The 20,450-nt window shown below is 54.4% G+C and carries 17 protein-coding genes; 8 read left to right on the forward strand and 9 right to left on the reverse strand.

Translation table 11 applies throughout. From position 1 onward, the window contains the following. Window position 1: 1 nt before the first annotated feature. Window positions 2–1,750 carry a mannose-6-phosphate isomerase gene (locus VW41_03250; protein ID AJZ88131.1) on the reverse strand — a complete coding sequence of 583 codons (1,749 nt, stop codon included), beginning with the start codon at window positions 1,748–1,750 and terminating at the stop codon, window positions 2–4. A 194-nt stretch (window positions 1,751–1,944) separates the two neighbouring features. Here VW41_03250 and VW41_03255 point away from each other — a divergent pair, with 194 nt between their 5' ends. Continuing rightward, the gene (locus tag VW41_03255) at window positions 1,945–2,958 is read left to right on the forward strand and encodes a LacI family transcriptional regulator (GenBank protein AJZ88132.1); all 1,014 of its coding nucleotides are present in this window, start codon (window positions 1,945–1,947) and stop codon (window positions 2,956–2,958) included. A 279-nt stretch (window positions 2,959–3,237) separates the two neighbouring features. Here the strand turns inward: VW41_03255 and VW41_03260 are convergent, their stop codons facing one another. The 6 genes from VW41_03260 to VW41_03285 all read right to left on the reverse strand — a co-directional run bounded on the left by VW41_03260 (window position 3,238) and on the right by VW41_03285 (window position 9,691). Continuing rightward, window positions 3,238–4,143 (reverse strand): dihydrodipicolinate synthetase, encoded by a 906-nt coding sequence (locus VW41_03260; protein ID AJZ88133.1) that lies wholly within the window; start codon window positions 4,141–4,143, stop codon window positions 3,238–3,240. Continuing rightward, window positions 4,143–5,849 (reverse strand): dihydroxy-acid dehydratase, encoded by a 1,707-nt coding sequence (locus tag VW41_03265; protein AJZ88134.1) that lies wholly within the window; start codon window positions 5,847–5,849, stop codon window positions 4,143–4,145. Before VW41_03265 ends, VW41_03260 begins: the two co-directional genes overlap by 1 nt. A gap of 17 nt (window positions 5,850–5,866) precedes the next feature. Beyond that, window positions 5,867–7,258, reverse strand: coding sequence for an MFS transporter permease (locus tag VW41_03270; protein ID AJZ91838.1), 1,392 nt, complete (start codon window positions 7,256–7,258; stop codon window positions 5,867–5,869). 56 nt (window positions 7,259–7,314) lie between these two features. Further along, window positions 7,315–7,962: a 2-dehydro-3-deoxy-6-phosphogalactonate aldolase gene (locus tag VW41_03275; protein ID AJZ88135.1), complete on the reverse strand. Its 648-nt coding sequence runs from the start codon at window positions 7,960–7,962 to the stop codon at window positions 7,315–7,317. Further along, window positions 7,959–8,864 carry a 2-dehydro-3-deoxygalactonokinase gene (locus tag VW41_03280; GenBank protein AJZ88136.1) on the reverse strand — a complete coding sequence of 302 codons (906 nt, stop codon included), beginning with the start codon at window positions 8,862–8,864 and terminating at the stop codon, window positions 7,959–7,961. Before VW41_03280 ends, VW41_03275 begins: the two co-directional genes overlap by 4 nt. Before the next feature lie 95 nt (window positions 8,865–8,959). Next, on the reverse strand, window positions 8,960–9,691 hold the full coding sequence (locus tag VW41_03285) for a GntR family transcriptional regulator (protein AJZ88137.1): 732 nt from the start codon (window positions 9,689–9,691) through the stop codon (window positions 8,960–8,962). A 270-nt stretch (window positions 9,692–9,961) separates the two neighbouring features. On the opposite strand from VW41_03285, the gene VW41_03290 reads away from it, so the two are divergent. The 7 genes from VW41_03290 to folA all read left to right on the forward strand — a co-directional run bounded on the left by VW41_03290 (window position 9,962) and on the right by folA (window position 19,180). Continuing rightward, entirely contained in the window at window positions 9,962–10,783 is an 822-nt protein-coding gene (locus VW41_03290; protein AJZ88138.1) for a dihydrodipicolinate reductase, read from the forward strand. A 459-nt stretch (window positions 10,784–11,242) separates the two neighbouring features. Continuing rightward, window positions 11,243–12,391: a carbamoyl phosphate synthase small subunit gene (locus tag VW41_03295; protein ID AJZ88139.1), complete on the forward strand. Its 1,149-nt coding sequence runs from the start codon at window positions 11,243–11,245 to the stop codon at window positions 12,389–12,391. Window positions 12,392–12,407: 16 nt separating this feature from the next. Further along, on the forward strand, window positions 12,408–15,632 hold the full coding sequence (gene carB / locus VW41_03300; GenBank protein AJZ88140.1) for a carbamoyl phosphate synthase large subunit: 3,225 nt from the start codon (window positions 12,408–12,410) through the stop codon (window positions 15,630–15,632). Window positions 15,633–15,771: 139 nt separating this feature from the next. Continuing rightward, the gene (locus VW41_03305) at window positions 15,772–16,005 is read left to right on the forward strand and encodes a lipoprotein (protein AJZ88141.1); all 234 of its coding nucleotides are present in this window, start codon (window positions 15,772–15,774) and stop codon (window positions 16,003–16,005) included. Window positions 16,006–16,109: 104 nt separating this feature from the next. Further along, a complete protein-coding gene (locus VW41_03310) occupies window positions 16,110–16,640 on the forward strand; it encodes a potassium transporter KefF (GenBank protein ID AJZ88142.1) in 531 nt (176 codons plus the stop codon). Next, window positions 16,633–18,495 carry a potassium transporter KefC gene (locus VW41_03315; protein ID AJZ88143.1) on the forward strand — a complete coding sequence of 621 codons (1,863 nt, stop codon included), beginning with the start codon at window positions 16,633–16,635 and terminating at the stop codon, window positions 18,493–18,495. Before VW41_03310 ends, VW41_03315 begins: the two co-directional genes overlap by 8 nt. Window positions 18,496–18,700: 205 nt before the next feature. After that, window positions 18,701–19,180, forward strand: coding sequence for a dihydrofolate reductase (gene folA, locus VW41_03320; GenBank protein ID AJZ88144.1), 480 nt, complete (start codon window positions 18,701–18,703; stop codon window positions 19,178–19,180). Window positions 19,181–19,216: 36 nt separating this feature from the next. On the opposite strand, the gene apaH is transcribed toward folA, so the two are convergent. Both apaH and apaG read right to left on the reverse strand, forming a co-directional pair. Then, on the reverse strand, window positions 19,217–20,068 hold the full coding sequence (gene apaH / locus VW41_03325) for a diadenosine tetraphosphatase (GenBank protein AJZ88145.1): 852 nt from the start codon (window positions 20,066–20,068) through the stop codon (window positions 19,217–19,219). Between the two features lie 4 nt (window positions 20,069–20,072). After that, a complete protein-coding gene (gene apaG / locus VW41_03330; GenBank protein AJZ88146.1) occupies window positions 20,073–20,450 on the reverse strand; it encodes a heavy metal transporter in 378 nt (125 codons plus the stop codon).

Here is a 20,450-nt window from a genome sequence, read left to right on the forward strand (position 1 = left end):
TTTACCCCCTTACCCAGGCTTTCATCGTGGCAAGCTGCTGCCCGATGCCCTCGCCATAAGGTGAGATTCGGTACTCGCCCACGGCAGCCGGAACGATAAAGGTTTCTGCGTAATGAACAACGAAAGGTTCAAAGGCGTTAGTTGGGCTTTCCACCAGCGCTTCGCTGCCCTCCACCAGATTAAGCACGTTCACGCCACCGTGAGTGTGGTGGATTACCGGCTTACTGAACCAGTGACGGCGGGTTTCAATAAACTCACGCTCATGAAGTCCTGTACGCTCTTCGCGCCAGCCATCTCCTTCGGCTATCGGCTCGAAATGGTTTATCAGATGCTGTTCGACCCAGCGCGTATCCCTCTGCCAGTCGATAACTTGGGCACCGTGCTCCAGGTGCACAGGACGAGGTAAACCATCCAGCCCCACTCGTCCCCAGTCCCACAGTTTGAAGGTGAAGATGTAAGGCGTGGCGCTGATTTCCAGCACCATGGCGCCTGAGCCAGAGCAGTGAACGGTCCCGGCAGGGATCAGGAAGTGATCGTGCTTACGGGCCGGGAAACGGTTAACAAACTTCTCGTCATCAAAGGCTTTCTCACCGCGCTGAGCGGCGGCAAGATCGTCCAGCATCTCCCGCGGGTTGATGCCGGTCTTGGTCCCCAGATAGACCTCTGCTCCCGGCTCGGCTTCCAGCAGGTAGTAGCTTTCATCCTGGGTGTAATGCATGCCGAAATGCTGCTGGATGTACTCGGTCAGCGGATGAACCTGGAAGCTGAGATTCTGACCGCCGATGGTATCCAGAAAATCAAAGCGGATCGGGAACTCCGCGCCAAAACGAGCATGAACTTTTTCGCCCAGCAGCGGGCGAGGGTAGAGCAGTACCAGGTCCTGAGAGGGGATCTCGATCCGCACGTCACCAATACGCAGTAACAGGCTGTTTTCCTCGGGCACACAGTCAAAACACCATGCGTAGTTTGGCTTCGAGGGATCGAGATCGAATTTTTCTTTCATCCACTGCCCGCCCCAGACTCCTGGGTCAAAGAAGGGCACGACGCGGAATGGCTGTCGGGTCGTTTGCTGTAACGCCTGGCGCAATGCCTCCCCCGTCACAAGTGCCGGATTATCCTTCTGATTGGTATCCAGCAGGAAATGCGCGCGCTTCAGCAACGGCGTTTTATGGCGGTCGAACACGCGCCACTCAATAAAGAAGGCGCGTTTATAGCGGCGCAGTATATCTTCCTGCTGATTCTCCGTACCCCAGTTGCCCAGCTCGCCGCTGCGGAAGCGCTGCTGGATCTCCCAGCGCGCCAGGTCGGCATACACCAGCACATCACCTTGATGAACCAGAGCTGCACCGGGGCCGTAAACCACTACCAGGCCAGCATCCATTTCCTCTATTTCATGCTGCATCTGTGCCAGCTTCTCAGTGTCGAAAAATTCGATGAGCTGGTGGCACGAGAGGACGCCAAACACGCGATCGTCGGTCAGGTTTCCGGCCAACAGATCGTGCAGATGTTGCTCGCTGTGGCGTGCCTCTTCGACATTAATTGTTCTTGCCGGACATAACTCATCAATGAACCGCTGGCGCAACTCGTCCAGGCGTACGCCGGGATAGCAATCGATCACCAGCACGGTTTTTCCGCTTTGAGAAAACGTCGACTTAACCTTTCGGGCGATCGACTCCCAGCCTTGCCAGGCATGGCCGGCATACCCGGCAACCCGGACTTCAGGAAATTTGTTATACGCTGCCTGTTTCATACGCACCCCTGTTTTCATTTAAAGTAAGATTAATCGATTAACCTTTTTTGAACAGGGTGGTAAACATGATTAACCCGCCATTTTTCGCAATAATGAGGGTTTTTACAGGCTAACTGTGATGGATTTCACATAGAAAGATGCAAGTTTTAGGTTATTCGATTAATCTTTTACGGAATTGATTTCAAGGAGGGCCGATGACTTCTGTAACTCTTGCTCAGGTCGCTGAGCGGGCGGGTGTCTCAACCGCAACTGTATCGATGGTGCTACGAAATCGTGGGCGTATTTCAGATGCGACACGGCAGCGGGTATTACTGGCGCTTGATGAGATGGGGTATGTGTATAACCAAACCGCCGCCAATTTGCGTAACAGAACCAGTAATCAAGTGGGGCTGTTGCTGCATGACATCACAAACCCTTTTTATGGCGAGATGACCGCGGGGCTGAGCCACGAGATGGAGCGTCACGATCTGCTGCTTTTTCTGGCGAACAGCGAAGAGTCCTGCGAGCGTCAGCAGAAATTTGTCGACTCCCTGATGCGTAATAATGCCTGCGGTATGGTGCTTTGTGGGGCGAGAGAGACGCCACCGCTGTTCTTTGAAACGTTGAGAAGAAGGAACATTCCGGCAATTATGGTGGTTCGTCCCTTTGAGGATGTCGATTTCGACTTTGTCGGCACCGATAATTTCCTGGGAACTCAGTTAGCCACTCAGCATCTGTTACGTCTCGGGCATCGACATATTGCTTTTATCGGCGGGAGTAACGGCTCAACCAGCCGGGCGCAGCGTATTGGCGGGTATACAAGCAAGCTGCTGGAGCACAATATTCAGCCTGAAAGTGAATGGCTGGTAACCTCGCAGGCTTCCCAGAGTGACGGCGCCAGAGTCGCAGAACGGCTTTTTACGCGTTTCCCGCAGATTACCGCGGCGGTGTGTTATCAGGATATTGTCGCCCTGGGGGTAATGCAGACGCTACGCAAGATGGGGCGGGTTGTCGGTAAAGATTTTGCGCTCGTTGGGTTTGACGACGTGACCGAAGCATCGCTGGTGCAGCCCGCGCTTACCACGGTCTCCGTAGCTGCTAAAGAGATTGGTCGTAAAGCGGGTGAGCTGCTTTATAGCCGCATTCAGGGAAACGATGAGCCGGTTAAAAGAATTATTCTGCCGCCGACGCTTATCGTCCGTGAGTCATGCGGTTTTGGGCAGGATTAAGCCAGGAGAGGAACATCGTCGGATACCCATCACTGACTGCCTACCCTACCAGGTATAAGGCCGGGACGTTGATCTCATAGGCTCAGGACAATGAATGGACTGGCCGATGATGACGGTGGGCTGGGTCAGTAAGGGCTGGCTGCGTGGGATCGAGGTGTCCGGAGTGGTGTGAGAAGCTGCCAGGAAAAATATCGCGGCCTGCGGTCGCTAAAAAACAGAACCCCATGAAAAGTATGGGGTTAGTTATCAGTCTCAGGGGCATCTTTCGATGCGTCTTGTCTATAGCGAAAAGTCTGCCAGAAACGCATCCAACCGTTGATTGTCTTCCTGGGTCAGCCCCCACCCAGGCCTGCGGCAATAGTCACTGGCGATAATCCCCCGCCGTTGCAGAAGGGTTTTCTCTACCTGAATGATGTATTCACAGTGGCCCATCCAGCGCTGAATGTAAGGTAACAGTTTTTGATGAAGCGCTTCGGCCTGATGGTGTTCACCGTTCTTCCAGTGCCGGTAAATACGGACATAAACTTCACTAAACGAACAGCCGGGCATGACGCCTTTACCCCCGGCGGCCAGCATTTGTAGCATATACAGACCGGCGTAGCCGTTAAGGACGCAGGCTTCCGGCGCCAGTGACAAAAACTCGCGGGTATAATCAACGGGCGGATTGCACTCGATTTTAAACACCGCATGAGGGAAGCGCTTGCTTACGCTGGCCAATTGTTCCGGCGCTATGGGCAGCCCTGTTTCCCCCGGTGCGTACTGCACCATGACCGGTATAGCCACGGCGTCAAGCACGGCGAAGATGTGCTCCTGAATAGCCTGCTGACTCGGCTGGAGGAAGAAAGGAGGCAACAGCATCAATGCGTCCACACCGAGGGACTCATAATACCGGGCACGCTTCACGGCTATTTCCGTACAGTGGTCTGTAACAGATATCGCCCGGTACAGCGGGCTACCTGCCAGCGTTGAAATAAACAGTTGCGCAAGACGATCGCGTTCACGATCGCTAAGCTTCGGAAACTCACTGGCAATACCAAACAGCGTTGTTCCCTGTACTCCACTGTTAGCCAGATGCTCCAGCAGGTGAATAAAGCTCTTTTCATCCAGCCCGCCGTGCCGGGTAAAAGGCATGGCGGTAATCGGATTTACTCCGACTATATCCTGTGCGCTATGGCGCTTGTCCATTAGTCCTCCTCCCTGTCTGCGAGGACTGCACCTTGTGCGGCGGGCAATGCCCACCGACGATAAAGACGCAGAAAGCCGCGCGGAACTTCTTTATTCACTGGCGCCCAGCTGTCCCGGCGTTTAGCGAGTAGCTGATTCTCGACGTGCAGTGTCAGGGTACGGGCAGGAATATCGATGGAGATTTCATCACCGTCCTCTATTAGGCCCAGTTCGCCACCGTCCACTGCCTCCGGTGATATGTGACCGACGAACAGTCCGCGGTTAGAGCCAGAGAACCGACCATCGGTGATCAGCGCGCAGGTATCGGATAAGCCCATCCCCTCCAGCGACTTCATCGGTTTATACATTTCCGGCATTCCCGGCCCGCCTTTTGGCCCCTCGTAGCGCAGCACCAGCACACTGCCGGGCTTTATTTTCCCGGACATAATGGCCTCGATGGACTCCTGCTCGCTGTTAAAGACCACCGCAGGGCCGCGGAATACCATCAGGTTGTCGGGAACGGCAGCTGGTTTCACCACGCAGCCAAGCGGGGCAATGTTGCCGTGCAGGACGGCCACGCCCGCTTCGTTACGCACTGGAATAGCCAGAGTGTGAATGACCTCCGGACGACAGCTCCGTTTCACCTGGGCCAGCATTTCTGCTTTGGTTTGCCCGGTAACGGTCAGTGCGTCGAGATTCATCAGTTTCTGGATTTCATACTCCACTCCCTGCACGCCGCCGGATCGCCAGAAGTCGATCATGTCGTGCTCGGAAGCAGGGTAGAGAGAGGCGACAAGCGGTACGTGGTGACTTAACTCATCGAAGGCGGAAAGGGGGAGGTGCCCCAGTTCGGCTTCGTAATGAATGGCCTGCAAATGAAGAATGGCATTGGTCGATCCTCCGGTTGCCAGCAGATAGATCATCGCGTTGCGAATAGATTCAGGAGTAATTATCTGACGGGCATTCACGCCATCCAGTACCAGCCTTACTGCCTGACGGCCTGTCTCAACGGCACATTCGCGGCGTTCTTTTGAGACGGCGGGCAGGGTGGCGCTGCCGGGTAGGCTTAAGCCCAGTACCTCACCGATGCAGCACATAGTATTCGCAGTGCCGTACATAGTGCAGGAACCAGGGCCAGGTTCGGCGATGTTTTCGATATGGGCAAACTCTTCTTCGCTGATTTCGCCGCGTTTTTTCCAGCCGATAGCTTCGGTGACAATATTTCCGTCCCAGTGTTTACCTTTATATTCTGCCGGGTACATTGGCCCGCCGTTAACCATTATCGCCGGGACATCCAGCCGTGCGGCGGCCATCAGCATCGCCGGAACGATTTTGTCACAGGAGCCCAGTAGCACCATGCCGTCAAAACGGTGGGCGCGCATCATCACCTCAATGGACGCAGTGATAACTTCCCTGGCGGCAAGGATATACCGCATTCCCAGGTGCCCCTCGGCAATGCCGTCACAGGGGGCAATAGTGCCAAATACCATGCCCACACCACCTGCTTCTTCAATCCCCTCAAGGACTTTTGCTGTTAATTCATTGAGGTTGACATGGCCTGCCGTCGCATTGGTATAGCTGTTCACTACGGCAATCACCGGGCGACGAAGCTGCTCGTCGGTGTGGCCCATTGATTTGTACAGCGCACGTTTGAGTGCGCCGTCATCACCATCCAGGACTGGGTTGAAATGCGTGCCACAGCTGGCACATCCTCCGCATCCGCTCATAGCTACCTTCTTTTGTGTTAACGGTGGGTCGTTGAGTCCAGGGAAGTCGCCAGAGTGGCTGGTTTATCCGTAGATTCAGGGGCGACAAGAGTTCTTTTCGGGTTTGCCAGCCGGGCAGGCAGCGCCAGAATCAGCGGGGCGCAAAGCAGTAAGAAGCCCGACAGAATGTATAAACCAGCGTCAGTACGACCGGTGGTGTCTTTCAGCCAGCCGAGAACGGTGGGACCAAAGAAGCCGGCAAGGTTGCCTACGGAGTTGACTATCGCAATGCTCGCGGCGGCGGCGGTGCCGGAAAACATCGCGCCAGGCAGGCTGATATAGGTAGGGATCAGCGCCAGCGTGCCGGACATTGCAAGGCAAATCCAAGCCATCATCCAGAAGGTCGAACCGCTGCAATAGGCGCTTAACGCCAGCCCCACGCAGCCGACCATTGCAGGTATCGCAATGTGCCAGCGGCGCTCCTGCTTAAGATCCGAGTGGCGGCTATTCCAGACCATAAAGGCCGCGCCGAAGACGTAAGGCAGCGCTGCCAGCAGGCCTATATGGAAGTCGTCGATGACGCCAGAGGTTTTAATGATCGACGGTAGCCAGAAATTAATTCCGTAGTAGCCGATGTTAAAGCTGAAGAACACCAGCGACAGAAGCCACACGTAGCCGTTGGAGAACACCGCTTTCAGGCTGCTGTCTGGCTTGCCGTGGCTTACGCGTTCGCGGTTGGCTGCATCTTTTGCCAGATCATCAAGAACCCGCTGTTTTTCCGCGTCGGTCAGCCAACTGGCAGACTTTACGTCGTTATCGAGGAAACGCAGAACCACGAAGGCCAGCACGAAGGACGGTATTGCTTCGATAATAAATAACCACTGCCAGTTATGCAGGTTGCCGACATCTTCGAACAATTTCAGGATCAGGCCGGAAAGTGGGCTGCCGATGATGGTGGATAATGGCGTAACGAGAATAAACAGCCCCAGAGTCCGGGCTGCGCGCCACGACGGGAACCACAGGGTGAGATAGAAAACGATACCGGGAAAGAAACCGGCTTCCGCCACGCCGAGCAAAAAGCGCAATACGTAAAACTGAGTCGGGGTGGTGACAAACATCATTGCGCCTGATAGCACGGCCCAGGTGGCCATAATCCTTGCTATCCAGAAGCGGGGGCCGAAGCGCTGCATCAGCAGGTTGCTCGGTAGCTCAAAGAGAAAATAGCCAATAAAGAAGATACCCGCGCCCAGTCCGTAGACCGTATCGCTGAAACTCAGTGCATCCTGCATGTGCAGTTTGGCAAAGCCAACATTGACGCGATCGAGATAAGCAAAGAAATAGCAGAGAATTAAAAACGGGATCAGGCGGCGCGTAATTTTACGGTAAACCTGAGATTCACTGGCAGGAAGGGCCGATCCTTGTGTGCTCATTTTATTCATCATTCTTCTCCAGGGGAAAACAGCCTGATGAGGCCAAAAGGTAAGGGCTACGCCACGTAATCTCTCCATGCCTGTCGATAGGCCTGTGCACGTTCGCGGAGCAGCGTCATGGGCATATTTTTTTGATACAGACCGCCACCCAGCCCAAAGCCGTTAGCACCTGCGGCGAGGTAACTTTGCATCTGGGCGACATCGGGCTGGATACCCCCTACCGGTAGCAGGGAGATCTCGGCGGGAAGCACAGCTCTGTATGCTTTGAGAGTGGCTGGCGTAATTTGCTCCGCCGGGAACAGTTTCAGCGCGCAGGCTCCGGCCACTATGGCGTTAAATGCTTCGCTGGGGGTCATTACTCCAGGGAGACTTATTAGCCCCAGTTTTTGTGAATGGCGGATAACATCAGGGTCGCAGTTAGGCGAAATGATTAACTGCCCTCCGACTCTGGCGACTTTATTAACCTGCTCGACGGTTAATACAGTGCCAGCGCCGACATAGCCTTCGTCACCGACGACATCGCGCATCAGCTTTATAGACTCATAGGGCGAGGGACTATTGAGGGGAACCTCCAGGTAGCGAAAGCCATTGTCTCGCAGGATCCCAGCGGCTTCGCTGGCTTGCTTTGGCGTAATGCCGCGCAGGATGGCGACAAAAGGCAGAGGCTGCGCCTGCCAGCGTTGGGAAAATTGTTCCGGTGTCATGAGTCCCGTCCTTTAAACAGAGAAGTGGCAATATCGCCAAGGCCGCACAGGAAACAATCATCTCCATCTGCGGGATAAAGGCGCTGCTTCATCACGCCAGCTGCGAGCTGATAGCGCTCGATCAGTGATGGGTTACCCACGATCCAGATAGGCTGGTCACCAGGCAAAGTGCGTAGTTCATAGCCAATCAGCAGGCCGGAGAGGTAGCTGTGGATCCAGCTATCGGCAATATCTTTATTAAGGCGGCGGGTGCGTGCAGAAAAGATCAGATGGCTAAAGGGGACGTCGTGCAGAGCGGTGTCGACCCCTTTAAGAAAAGCCGCCTGTGAATCCTGCTGGGCTGGTAAAGCCCGTCCCAGCAAAGAGTGCTGGGTCAGTACCGAGAACAATTCCCCGGTCATGAAAGTGGAAAAAGCGGTGATCGCGCCATTTTTAAGCGTGGCGTGTTTACTGTGTGTCCCGGGAAGCAAGGCAAAATGTGAGTCTGCGGGACAGCGTTTTGCCAGGCCAAGCAGTTGTACTTCTTCGCCTCTCATGGCGTCCGGCTGTTCAAACTGACTTATGGTGGAGAGGCCTGGCACGATCCAGGTTTTACTCCCCCAGCGGGTGGTGAAGGTGTGAGCCAGAGCTGCAAGGGTTTCTCCCTTACAGGGAACCTTGGTATAAGGCACCTCTTTCCAGCCCTGTTGCGATCCCACCATCCCGGCCATCACAACGGCCAGTGCGCCATGAGTATCCAACCAGGGCCGCAGCAGCCCTTCCAACGTTGCTTCGAATTGGCTGCCCGTGACATTAAGCAACCCGCAAGGCTGGCTAATCTGAGCTGTTTTACTCCCTTGCTGCATCAGAAATGCGCGGAAGTTTGAGGTGCCCCAATCAATCGCAATCCAGTCTCTGTTCATATCAGGTAATACAAATCATGTTATCTTGTAATACAAGAATGCTAGGGCAAAATTACCCCACGGTCTGTGAGGTGGATCGTTAAATCGAAAATGAATTAGCTGAGGTAGTCGGGAATATCCGCGCGATCCTGCCAGACGTTTTTACGTGCGGCGTTAATCAGAATGACGTGCATCTGACTTTTTGCTTTTTCCATATCTTTCATGCGGATAGAGTTATAAAGCAGAAAGTGATCATCCACGGCAGCTTTGGTCTGCCGCATGTCTTTTTCCAGTGTCTGGCGAAAAGAAAGCGCCATGGCAGCAGAGAGGGCGTTACCGAGGGCCATCAGAAAAGGATTATGGGTCGCACGCAGCAAAGCCTGGTGAAAGGCCATGTCTCCCTCTTCAAACAGGGCGCGCTCGTCCTCTACCTGGCCCTGACGCATTTTTGTCAGCGCGTCTTCCATTACCGCCAGATCGTGACCCGAGGCATTCATCGCCGCAAGCGTGGCTACGTTAGGTTCAAAGATAAGTCGCGTAATCATCAACTGCTCGACCAGTTGTTTATCGACTTTTCCTTCCGCCAGCCAACTGAGTACGTCCATATCCAGCAAGCTCCACTGCTCACGCAGGTTCACGGTGCTGCGTTTTTTCGCCTGAATAGTAATCAGCCCTTTTGCTGCAAGTATCTGCAGCGCATTGCGTACTGAAGTTCGGGACACATCATATTCGGTCGCCAGCTCGTTTTCACCCGGCAGAGAGAGGCCCGGGGCCAAATCGCCGTGAATAATACGCCGGGCAAGATGCTGGGTTACGGATTCAGAAATGCTGGCCTGCGGGGTTTTCATCGCGTGTCTCAATGGATGAATACAAACGGATAGCCCCATAGTAAGCTAATCCCCTAATTTTGGCATCATTTTACCTTCCAGGGACCGCCTCCAGGAAGAAGGTAACGCTTGTTTGCCGTGGGGGATTTTTTAGGGTTTGTTATTGGTTTTACTGATAATCCCGGCGTTGTGACAGTTATTTCTAATTATGGGGGGTTTCGGCTGGCGGCCCGGCAAGGGGCTGGTTAACCTGAGACCGTTTCTACGATTTTTTAACCAAAGAGTAATGATATGCATGATGCACAGATTCGCGTAGCCATCGCTGGCGCGGGCGGTCGTATGGGGCGCCAGTTAATTCAGGCCGCTTTGCAGCTGGATGGCGTTCAGCTTGGGGCTGCGCTTGAGCGCCCGGGCTCTTCCCTGGTCGGTAGCGATGCGGGTGAACTGGCCGGCGCAGCCAAGACTGGCGTGCTGGTAAGCGATAGCCTGGATGCGGTAGCTAACGATTTCGACGTCTTTATTGATTTTACCCGCCCGGAGGGGACGCTGGCTCACCTCGCATTTTGCCTCAAACATGGCAAAGGCATGGTTATCGGTACGACTGGTTTCGATGAAGCCGGCAAGCAGGCCATTAACGATGCGTCGCGTGAGATCCCGATTGTTTTCGCGGCAAACTTTAGCGTGGGTGTGAACGTCATGCTGAAGCTGCTGGAGAAGGCGGCAAAAGTCATGGGCGATTACACCGACATCGAAATCATCGAAGCGCATCACCGTTACAAAGTGGATGCTCCGTCAGGCACGGCGCTGGCGATGGGGGAAGCTATTGCTCAGGCGATGGACAAAGATCTTAAAGATTGTGCCGTTTATGCCCGTGAAGGCCATACCGGTGAACGTGTGCCTGGCACAATCGGGTTTGCTACCGTACGCGCAGGCGATATCGTCGGGGAGCATACCGCGATGTTTGCCGATATTGGTGAGCGGATTGAGATTACCCACAAGGCTTCAAGCCGCATGACCTTTGCTAATGGTGCAGTTCGTTCGGCTTCGTGGCTTAAAGGTAAAAAGAACGGTATTTTTGATATGCGAGACGTGCTTGATCTCAATAATTTGTAGTTAAATCTATCCTTATAAATGTGGTTTTTTATTTTTAATTGATTGATTTTAGGGTGATTAATTTCACCCTTTTGTTTTTTTTAAGGGTTTGGTTTTCATGGGTTGATGTGCTTTATTTAATTTGCAGTTATGGTGCGTTTTTGTGTTGTTGTTATGTTAATTTTGACCATTTGGTCCACTTTTTTACTGCCGCTTCGCTGTTTTTCCAGTATTCATAGCCGGCAACCGATTACTTTCCCCATGTTAGATGGTTATTTTGACCTTCAAATCAGATCTTTTTACTCTGAGCGTTAAAATAGACATGAAAACTTCGTCTTAAGGTAGACTTTTACCTGGCTTGTCTCTAGAATGCCGCCGTTTGCCAAAAATCCGTAGGGCAGACGCTTTTTGCATTTGATTCAAGCGTTAGTTTTGAATTAATATGCGAATAAATTGAATGTTTATTCCCTGGAGGACGTTTTGATTAAGTCAGCGCTGTTGGTTCTGGAAGACGGAACCCAATTCCACGGTCGGGCCATTGGGGCATCGGGTACGGCAGTGGGTGAAGTCGTTTTCAATACCTCATTGACCGGTTATCAAGAAATCCTCACTGATCCTTCCTACTCCCGCCAGATCGTCACTCTTACTTATCCTCATATCGGCAATGTCGGCACCAATGAAGCCGACGAAGAATCCTCCCAGGTCCATGCGCAAGGCCTTGTCATTCGTGACCTGCCGCTGATTGCCAGCAACTTCAGAAGCCAGGAAGACCTTTCTTCTTATCTTAAGCGCCATAACATTGTGGCGATTGCCGATATCGATACCCGTAAGCTGACCCGTCTGCTGCGTGAAAAAGGTGCTCAGAACGGCTGTATTATCGCGGGCGATAACGTAGACGCAGCTCTGGCGCTGGAAAAAGCGAAAGCCTTCCCGGGCCTTAACGGTATGGATCTCGCTAAAGAAGTGACCACCAAAGAAGCTTACACCTGGCAGCAGGGGAGCTGGACACTTGAGAACGAGCTGCCTGAAGCGGCAAAAGCCGAAGACTTACCTTTCCACGTAGTGGCCTATGACTACGGCGCGAAACGCAATATTCTGCGTATGTTGGTGGACAGAGGTTGCCGCCTGACCGTTGTTCCTGCGCAAACGCCAGCGGAAGACGTGTTGAAGATGAACCCGGATGGCATCTTCCTTTCTAACGGCCCTGGTGACCCGGCTCCGTGTGACTACGCCATCAGCGCGATTAAATCCTTCCTGGAGACAGAAATCCCTGTCTTTGGTATCTGCCTTGGTCACCAGCTGTTGGCTCTGGCCAGCGGCGCCAACACCGTGAAAATGAAGTTTGGTCACCACGGTGGCAACCACCCGGTAAAAGACCTGGATAAAGACTGTGTGATGATCACCGCGCAGAACCACGGTTTCGCGGTTGATGAGGCCACGCTGCCTGCTAACCTGCGCGTAACCCACAAATCACTGTTCGATGGCACCCTGCAGGGGATCCATCGTACCGATAAAGCGGCGTTCAGCTTCCAGGGGCACCCTGAAGCGAGCCCGGGGCCACACGACGCCGCGCCGCTGTTTGACCACTTTATCGATTTGATTAAGCAATACCGTTCTACCGCTAAATAATCAGGAGCGAAATAAAATGCCAAAACGTACAGATATAAAAAGCATCCTGATCCTCGGTGCGGGTCCGATTGTTATCGGCCAGGCCTGTGAGTTTGACTACTCTGGCGCTCAGGCTTGTAAAGCGCTGCGTGAAGAGGGTTACCGCGTTATTCTGGTGAACTCCAACCCAGCCACCATCATGACCGACCCTGAAATGGCGGATGCGACCTACATCGAGCCGATTCACTGGGAAGTCGTACGCAAAATCATCGAAAAAGAGCGCCCGGATGCGGTGCTGCCAACCATGGGCGGCCAGACCGCGCTGAACTGTGCGCTGGAGCTTGAGCGCCAGGGCGTACTGGAAGAATTCGGCGTCACCATGATAGGCGCGACCGCGGATGCCATCGACAAGGCTGAAGACCGTCGCCGCTTCGACATCGCGATGAAAAAAATCGGCCTCGATACTGCTCGCTCCGGCATTGCTCACAACATGGAAGAAGCGCTGGCAGTGGCAGCAGACGTCGGTTATCCGTGCATCATCCGCCCATCCTTTACCATGGGCGGCACCGGCGGCGGTATCGCTTATAACCGCGAAGAGTTTGAAGAGATTTGCGAGCGCGGCCTCGACCTTTCCCCGACCAAAGAGCTGCTGATTGATGAGTCGCTTATTGGCTGGAAAGAGTACGAGATGGAAGTGGTGCGCGATAAGAACGACAACTGCATCATCGTCTGCTCCATCGAAAACTTCGACCCGATGGGGATTCATACCGGTGACTCTATCACCGTCGCGCCGGCACAAACGCTGACCGATAAAGAATACCAAATCATGCGTAACGCCTCGATGGCGGTACTGCGTGAAATCGGCGTGGAAACCGGCGGCTCAAACGTTCAGTTCTCCGTAAACCCGAAAACGGGCCGTCTTATCATCATCGAGATGAACCCGCGTGTGTCGCGCTCCTCCGCGCTGGCGTCTAAAGCAACGGGCTTCCCGATTGCTAAAGTAGCCGCGAAGCTGGCGGTGGGTTACACCCTCGATGAGCTGATGAACGACATCACCGGGGGCCGTACTCCGGCTTCCTTCGAGCCGTCCATCGACTACGTTGTGACTAAAATTCCTCGCTTTAACTTCGAGAAATTTGCCGGTGCAAACGACCGCCTGACCACCCAGATGAAATCCGTGGGTGAAGTTATGGCTATCGGCCGCACCCAGCAGGAATCTCTGCAGAAAGCGCTGCGCGGCCTGGAAGTGGGCGCCACCGGTTTCGACCCGAAAGTCAGCCTGGATGACCCGGAAGCACTCACCAAAATCCGCCGCGAGCTGAAAGACGCAGGCGCGGAGCGTATCTGGTATGTGGCTGACGCATTCCGCGCGGGCCTGTCCGTGGATGGCGTCTTCAACCTGACCAACATCGACCGCTGGTTCCTGGTGCAGATTGAGGAGCTGGTGCGCCTGGAAGAGCAGGTGGCTGAAGTGGGCATCACCGGCCTGAATCACGACTTCCTGCGTATGCTGAAGCGCAAGGGCTTTGCGGATGCGCGCCTGGCTAAACTGGCTGGCGTTCGTGAGGCTGAAATTCGCAAACTGCGCGAGCAATATGACCTGCACCCTGTCTACAAGCGTGTGGATACCTGTGCGGCGGAATTCGCGACCGACACCGCTTATATGTACTCCACATATGAAGAAGAGTGTGAAGCGAACCCGAACAACGACCGCGATAAAATCATGGTGCTGGGCGGCGGGCCAAACCGTATCGGCCAGGGTATCGAGTTCGACTATTGCTGCGTACACGCCTCGCTGGCGCTGCGCGAAGACGGTTACGAAACCATCATGGTTAACTGTAACCCGGAAACCGTCTCTACTGACTATGACACCTCCGACCGTCTCTACTTTGAGCCTGTCACCTTTGAAGACGTGCTGGAAATCGTCCGCGTTGAGAAACCAAAGGGCGTTATCGTGCAGTATGGCGGCCAGACCCCGCTGAAGCTGGCTCGTGCGCTGGAAGCGGCAGGCGTGCCGGTTATCGGCACCAGCCCGGATGCCATTGACCGTGCGGAAGACCGCGAACGCTTCCAGCACGCCGTTGAGCGCCTGAAGCTGAAGCAGCCCGCTAACGCCACCGTAACGGCTATCGAGCAGGCGGTTGAGAAAGCCGTACAGATTGGTTATCCGCTGGTGGTTCGTCCTTCCTACGTATTGGGCGGCCGCGCAATGGAAATCGTCTACGACGAAGCAGACCTTCGCCGTTACTTCCAGACCGCAGTTAGCGTCTCTAACGACGCGCCTGTACTGCTTGACCGCTTCCTTGACGATGCGGTTGAAGTGGACGTGGATGCCATTTGTGACGGCGAAACCGTGCTGATTGGCGGCATCATGGAACACATCGAGCAGGCGGGCGTTCACTCCGGCGACTCCGCATGTTCTCTGCCAGCTTACACTCTGAGCCAGGAAATTCAGGATGTTATGCGCCAGCAGGTACAGAAGCTTGCCTTCGAGCTGCAGGTTCGTGGCCTGATGAACGTGCAGTTTGCGGTGAAGGATAACGAAGTTTACCTGATTGAAGTGAACCCGCGTGCTGCGCGTACCGTGCCGTTTGTTTCTAAAGCGACCGGTGTGCCGCTGGCGAAAGTTGCCGCTCGCGTCATGGCAGGCAAAACGCTGGTTGAGCAAGGCGTCACCAAAGAAATTATTCCGCCTTACTACTCGGTGAAAGAAGTGGTCCTGCCGTTCAACAAATTCCCGGGCGTAGACCCGCTGTTAGGGCCAGAAATGCGCTCTACCGGGGAAGTGATGGGCGTGGGGCGTACCTTCGCAGAAGCTTTCTCTAAAGCGATGCTGGGCAGCCAGTCCACTATGCGTAAGCCAGGCCGCGCGCTTCTCTCCGTCCGTGAAGGGGATAAAGAGCGCGTAGTAGACCTGGCCGCGAAGCTGCTGAAACAGGGCTTCGAGCTGGATGCGACCCACGGCACAGCGATTGTGCTGGGTGAGGCAGGGATTAACCCACGTCTGGTGAATAAAGTGCATGAAGGTCGGCCGCACATTCAGGACCGTATCAAGAATGGCGAATACACCTACATCATCAACACCACTGCGGGCCGCCAGGCGATTGAAGATTCCAAGCTGATTCGCCGCAGCGCGCTGCAGTACAAAGTGCATTATGACACCACGCTGAACGGCGGTTTCGCCACCGCGATGGCGCTGAATGCTGATGCCACCGAGAAGGTGATTTCGGTGCAGGAAATGCATGCACAAATTAAGGGCTAACCTTTCACGACCTGAAAGAATATTCCGAAAATAATGCCAACGGCCTCTGAAAAGAGGCCGTTTTACTTTTAACCCAGCGAGATAGTCTACAGTTAACCTGCACACAACTGAAAATGACTAAACACGCTGGGAGAACACCATGCAGAAACATACCTTACTTGCTTCCCTTTTCGCTGCCGTAACGCTGCTGACCGTGGCGGGCTGCTCATCCAACCAGGCGGTTAAAACTAACGACGGTAAAACGATCGTGACCGATGGTAAACCACAGGTCGATAAAGACACGGGCCTGGTATCGTACAAAAATGCCGAAACGGGCAAAACTGAGCAGATCAATCGCGATCGGGTGAAAGAGATGAGCGAGCTGGATAACTAGTTAAGAAATATCCAACAACACGCTCAGCAATATTGACTGTTAGCCTGTCAATTAACTGACTAAACTCACTGTCATTAAAGGCAGTAGTGAAGACAGGCTTAACAATGATTCTTATAATTTATGCGCATCCCTATCCCCAGCATTCCCATGCCAACCGGCAAATGCTTGAGCGTGCGAAAACGCTCCCGGGGGTAGAGATTCGCTCCCTCTATGAACTTTATCCCGACTTCAATATCGATATTGCCGCCGAGCAGCAGGCGTTAAGCCGCGCTGATTTGGTTATCTGGCAGCATCCCATGCAGTGGTACAGCATGCCGCCGCTGATGAAGTTGTGGATAGATAAAGTGCTCTCGCACGGCTGGGCATACGGCAAAGGCGGGAATGCACTGCACGGTAAAGAAGTGATGTGGGCCGTCACAACCGGCGGCAGCGAAAAACATTTCGAACTGGGCGATCACCCGGGATTTGAAGTTCTTGCCCAGCCCCTTCAGGCAACGGCGCTCTACTGCGGAATGCAGTGGCTTCCGGCCTTCGCGATTCATTTCACCTTTGTTTGCGATGAATTTACGCTTGCCCGCCAGGCGGATGACTATAAGCAGCGCTTAATTGACTGGCAGGAGGCTCACCGTGGATAGCCATAGCTTAATTCAGGCATTGATTTATCTCGGTTCGGCCGCGCTGATCGTGCCTATTGCCGTGCGGCTCGGATTAGGCTCTGTTCTGGGCTACCTGATTGCCGGCTGTATTATTGGGCCGTGGGGGCTGGGGCTGGTCACCGATGCCGAAACCATTTTGCACTTTGCGGAAATTGGCGTGGTGCTGATGCTCTTTGTTATCGGACTGGAACTTGATCCTCAGCGGCTATGGACCCTGCGTGCCTCAGTGTTTGGCGGCGGTTTTCTGCAAATGGCGGCCTGTGGGCTGGCGCTCGGCGCGTTTTGTATCGGGATGGGGCTCGACTGGAAGATAGCCTTACTTATTGGTCTGACGCTGGCGCTCTCATCAACCGCGATTGCCATGCAGGCGATGAACGAACGCAACCTGACCGTCACGCCAATGGGGCGAAGCGCTTTTGCTGTGCTGCTGTTCCAGGATATCGCGGCGATTCCGCTGGTGGCTATGATCCCGCTGTTGGCCAGTAGCGGTGGGACAATGACCTTTGCAACCTTCTTAATTTCCGCGCTTAAGGTGGCGGCGGCGCTTGCTCTGGTTGTGCTGCTTGGGCGCTATGTCACCCGGCCAGTATTGCGATTTGTGGCGCGCTCCGGGTTACGCGAAGTGTTCAGTGCCGTTGCACTCTTTCTGGTGTTTGGGTTTGGCCTCCTGCTAGAAGAGGCCGGCCTGTCGATGGCGATGGGGGCGTTTCTTGCCGGGGTACTGTTAGCCAGCTCCGAATACCGTCATGCGCTGGAAAGCGATATTGAGCCGTTCAAGGGCCTGCTGCTGGGGCTGTTCTTTATCGGCGTGGGGATGTCTATCGACTTCGGGACCTTACTCGAAAACCCACTGCGTATTCTCATGCTGCTGGTCGGTTTCCTGGTCATCAAAACGCTGGTGCTCTGGCTGGTCGCTAAGCCGTTAAAAGTGCCCCGCAGGCAGCGCCGCTGGTTTGCCGTTTTACTGGGCCAGGGAAGTGAGTTTGCCTTTGTTATCTTCGGTGCGGCCCATATGGCGCAGGTGCTGGACGACGACTGGTCGAAATCTCTGACCCTCGCCGTGGCGCTATCAATGGCGGCCACGCCTTTACTTCTGGTGTTGCTGAACAGGCTCGAGAAAACGGGCAGCGAACAGGCCGGAGAAGCCGACGAGATTGATGAAGAGCAACCCCGGGTCATTATTGCGGGCTTTGGGCGTTTTGGGCAGATTGCCGGTCGTCTGTTGCTGAGCAGCGGGGTGAACGTGGTCATTCTGGATCACGATCCAGACCATATTGAGACACTGAGAAAATTTGGTACTAAGGTCTTTTACGGCGACGCCACCCGCGTTGACCTGCTTGAGTCTGCCGGGGCAGCAGGAGCCGAAGTGCTGATCAACGCCATTGACGATCCCGAAGCAAATATGCAACTGACGGAACTGGCGAAAGAGCATTTTCCACATCTGCAGATCCTTGCCCGTGCGCGCGATATTAATCACTACATCCGCCTGCGCCAGGCGGGGGTCGAGATGCCGGAGCGTGAAACGTTCGAAAGCTCGCTGAAGATTGGCCGTCGTGCGCTGGAGGGTTTGGGCGTGGGCAAATATGAAGCGCGTGAGCGGGCCGACCACTTCCGCCGTTTTAACCTGCAAATGCTTGAAGAAATGGTGCCGACGGACGACAAGACCGCCGAGCGCGCAGATGTCTTTAAGCGTAACAGCGCGATGCTGACAGAGGTTATTAACGAGGATCGTGCGCACCTGCACGTTATCCAGCGCGATGGCTGGCAGGGAACGAAAGAGGGGCTGCACAGCGGTAAACTTTCCGATGAGCCCCCTGTCAGGCCAGCAGAGTGAACTCGCTGAAAAATATTTACTTTTCCTTATTGTGAACGGGGGTTAATGCTAACCCCTTGTTCCATATCCCGCAGTTGAAAATCAGGGCGCGACAGCGGCAGCAGAATAAAAAAAATTCTCGTTACGCGCCTCGCCCCCTGTCGACGAAAGATTGCGCTTTCCGTATAGTGGCGGCAATTTTTTTCATCATCCTTAGGTTATATAAATGATCAGTCTGATTGCTGCTTTAGCGGTGGATCGCGTTATCGGCATGGAAAACGCCATGCCATGGGATTTGCCTGGCGACCTGGCCTGGTTCAAGCGCAATACGCTAAATAAGCCCGTTGTTATGGGCCGCCTGACCTGGGAGTCTATTGGCCGCCCGCTGCCTGGTCGTAAAAATATCGTGATCAGCAGTAAAGCCGGAAATGACGATCGCGTTGAGTGGGTGAAATCGGTTGAAGAGGCTATCAAAGCCTGTGGTGATGCCGAAGAAATCATGGTGATTGGCGGGGGACGCGTATACGAGCAATTCCTGCCAAAGGCGCAGCGCCTCTACCTGACCCATATTGATGCGGAAGTAGAAGGGGACACGCATTTCCCGGATTACGATCCGGACGAGTGGCAGTCAACCTTCAGCGAATTCCACGATGCCGATGAGAATAACTCCCACGGCTACTGCTTTGAAATTCTGGAACGTCGCTAAGATTTACCCCTCTCTCGCCAGAGAGAGGGGTAACTTTTAAGAGGCGGCGGCGGCCTGACCTTCCTCGTTATCCTGCTGGCGATTTGAAGGCTGTATGAACCAGGTTTTATCTTCCCAACGCAGGCAGGTCAGATCTCCTCCCCAGCAGCATCCCGTATCCAGCGCATAGATCCCTTCCGGTGTGCCTTTCCCTTCCAGCGATGCCCAGTGACCAAAGGCCACAGAATATTCGGCGGTAACGGGGCCCGGAATTGCAAACCAGGGCTTCAGCGGCGAGGGCGCTTTGTCCGGCGTGTCTTTGCAGTACATATCCAGCTGGCCATTGGGGAAGCAATAGCGCATGCGGGTGAGCGAGTTAGTGATGAAACGCAGGCGAGCCAGGCCGGAGAGATCGCTGGACCAGTTATTGGGCATATCGCCATACATTGCATCCAGGAACAGCGGGTAGCTGTCGCTGGATAAAACGGCTTCTACATCGCGCGCGCAGGCCAGCGCGGTGTTGATATCCCACTGGGGCGTGATCCCCGCATGTGACATAACAAGCTTTTTCTCTTCATCCACCTGAATGAGCGGCTGGCGACGAAGCCAGTTGAGAAGCTCGTCGGCGTCAGGCGCCTCCAGCAGCGGCGTAACGCGGTCTTTAGGCTTGTTTCGGCTGATGCCGGCAAAGACGGCCAACAGATGCAGGTCGTGGTTACCGAGCACCACTCGTACGCTTTCTCCGAGGCTGCGAACATAGCGCAGTACTTCCAGAGAAGCCGGCCCGCGAGCCACCAGATCGCCCGTCAGCCACAGCGTATCTTCTTCAGGGTTGAAATTAACCTGCTGCAGCAACGCGATCAGTTCATCGTAGCAGCCGTGAATATCGCCAATCAGATATGTAGACATTGTATCAGTGAATGAAAGTTGGAATGGCAAGACGGAAAACCGGGATCTCGACCCTAAAGGCCTCTCCCTGTGCATCGACCATTTCATAATGGCCTTGCATGGTGCCGAGCGGCGTTTCGATAACCGCTCCGCTGGTGTACTGGTAGTCGTTACCCGGTTCAATGTGCGGCTGCTCGCCGACAACACCTTCGCCCTGAACCTCGGTTTCGCGGCCGTTACCGTTGGTGATTAGCCAGTAACGGCCAAGTAGCTGAACTGCTGTTCGCCCCAGATTGCGAATAGTGACGGTGTACGCAAAGACGAAACGCTCTTCATCCGGTGAGGATTGCGATTCAATATAAACACTTTGCACCTGCACGCATACACGGGGCGAATCAAGCAT

Origin of the sequence: Klebsiella michiganensis (genome assembly GCA_000963575.1) — a bacterium.
GTDB classification, from domain to species: Bacteria; Pseudomonadota; Gammaproteobacteria; order Enterobacterales; family Enterobacteriaceae; genus Cedecea; species Cedecea michiganensis_A.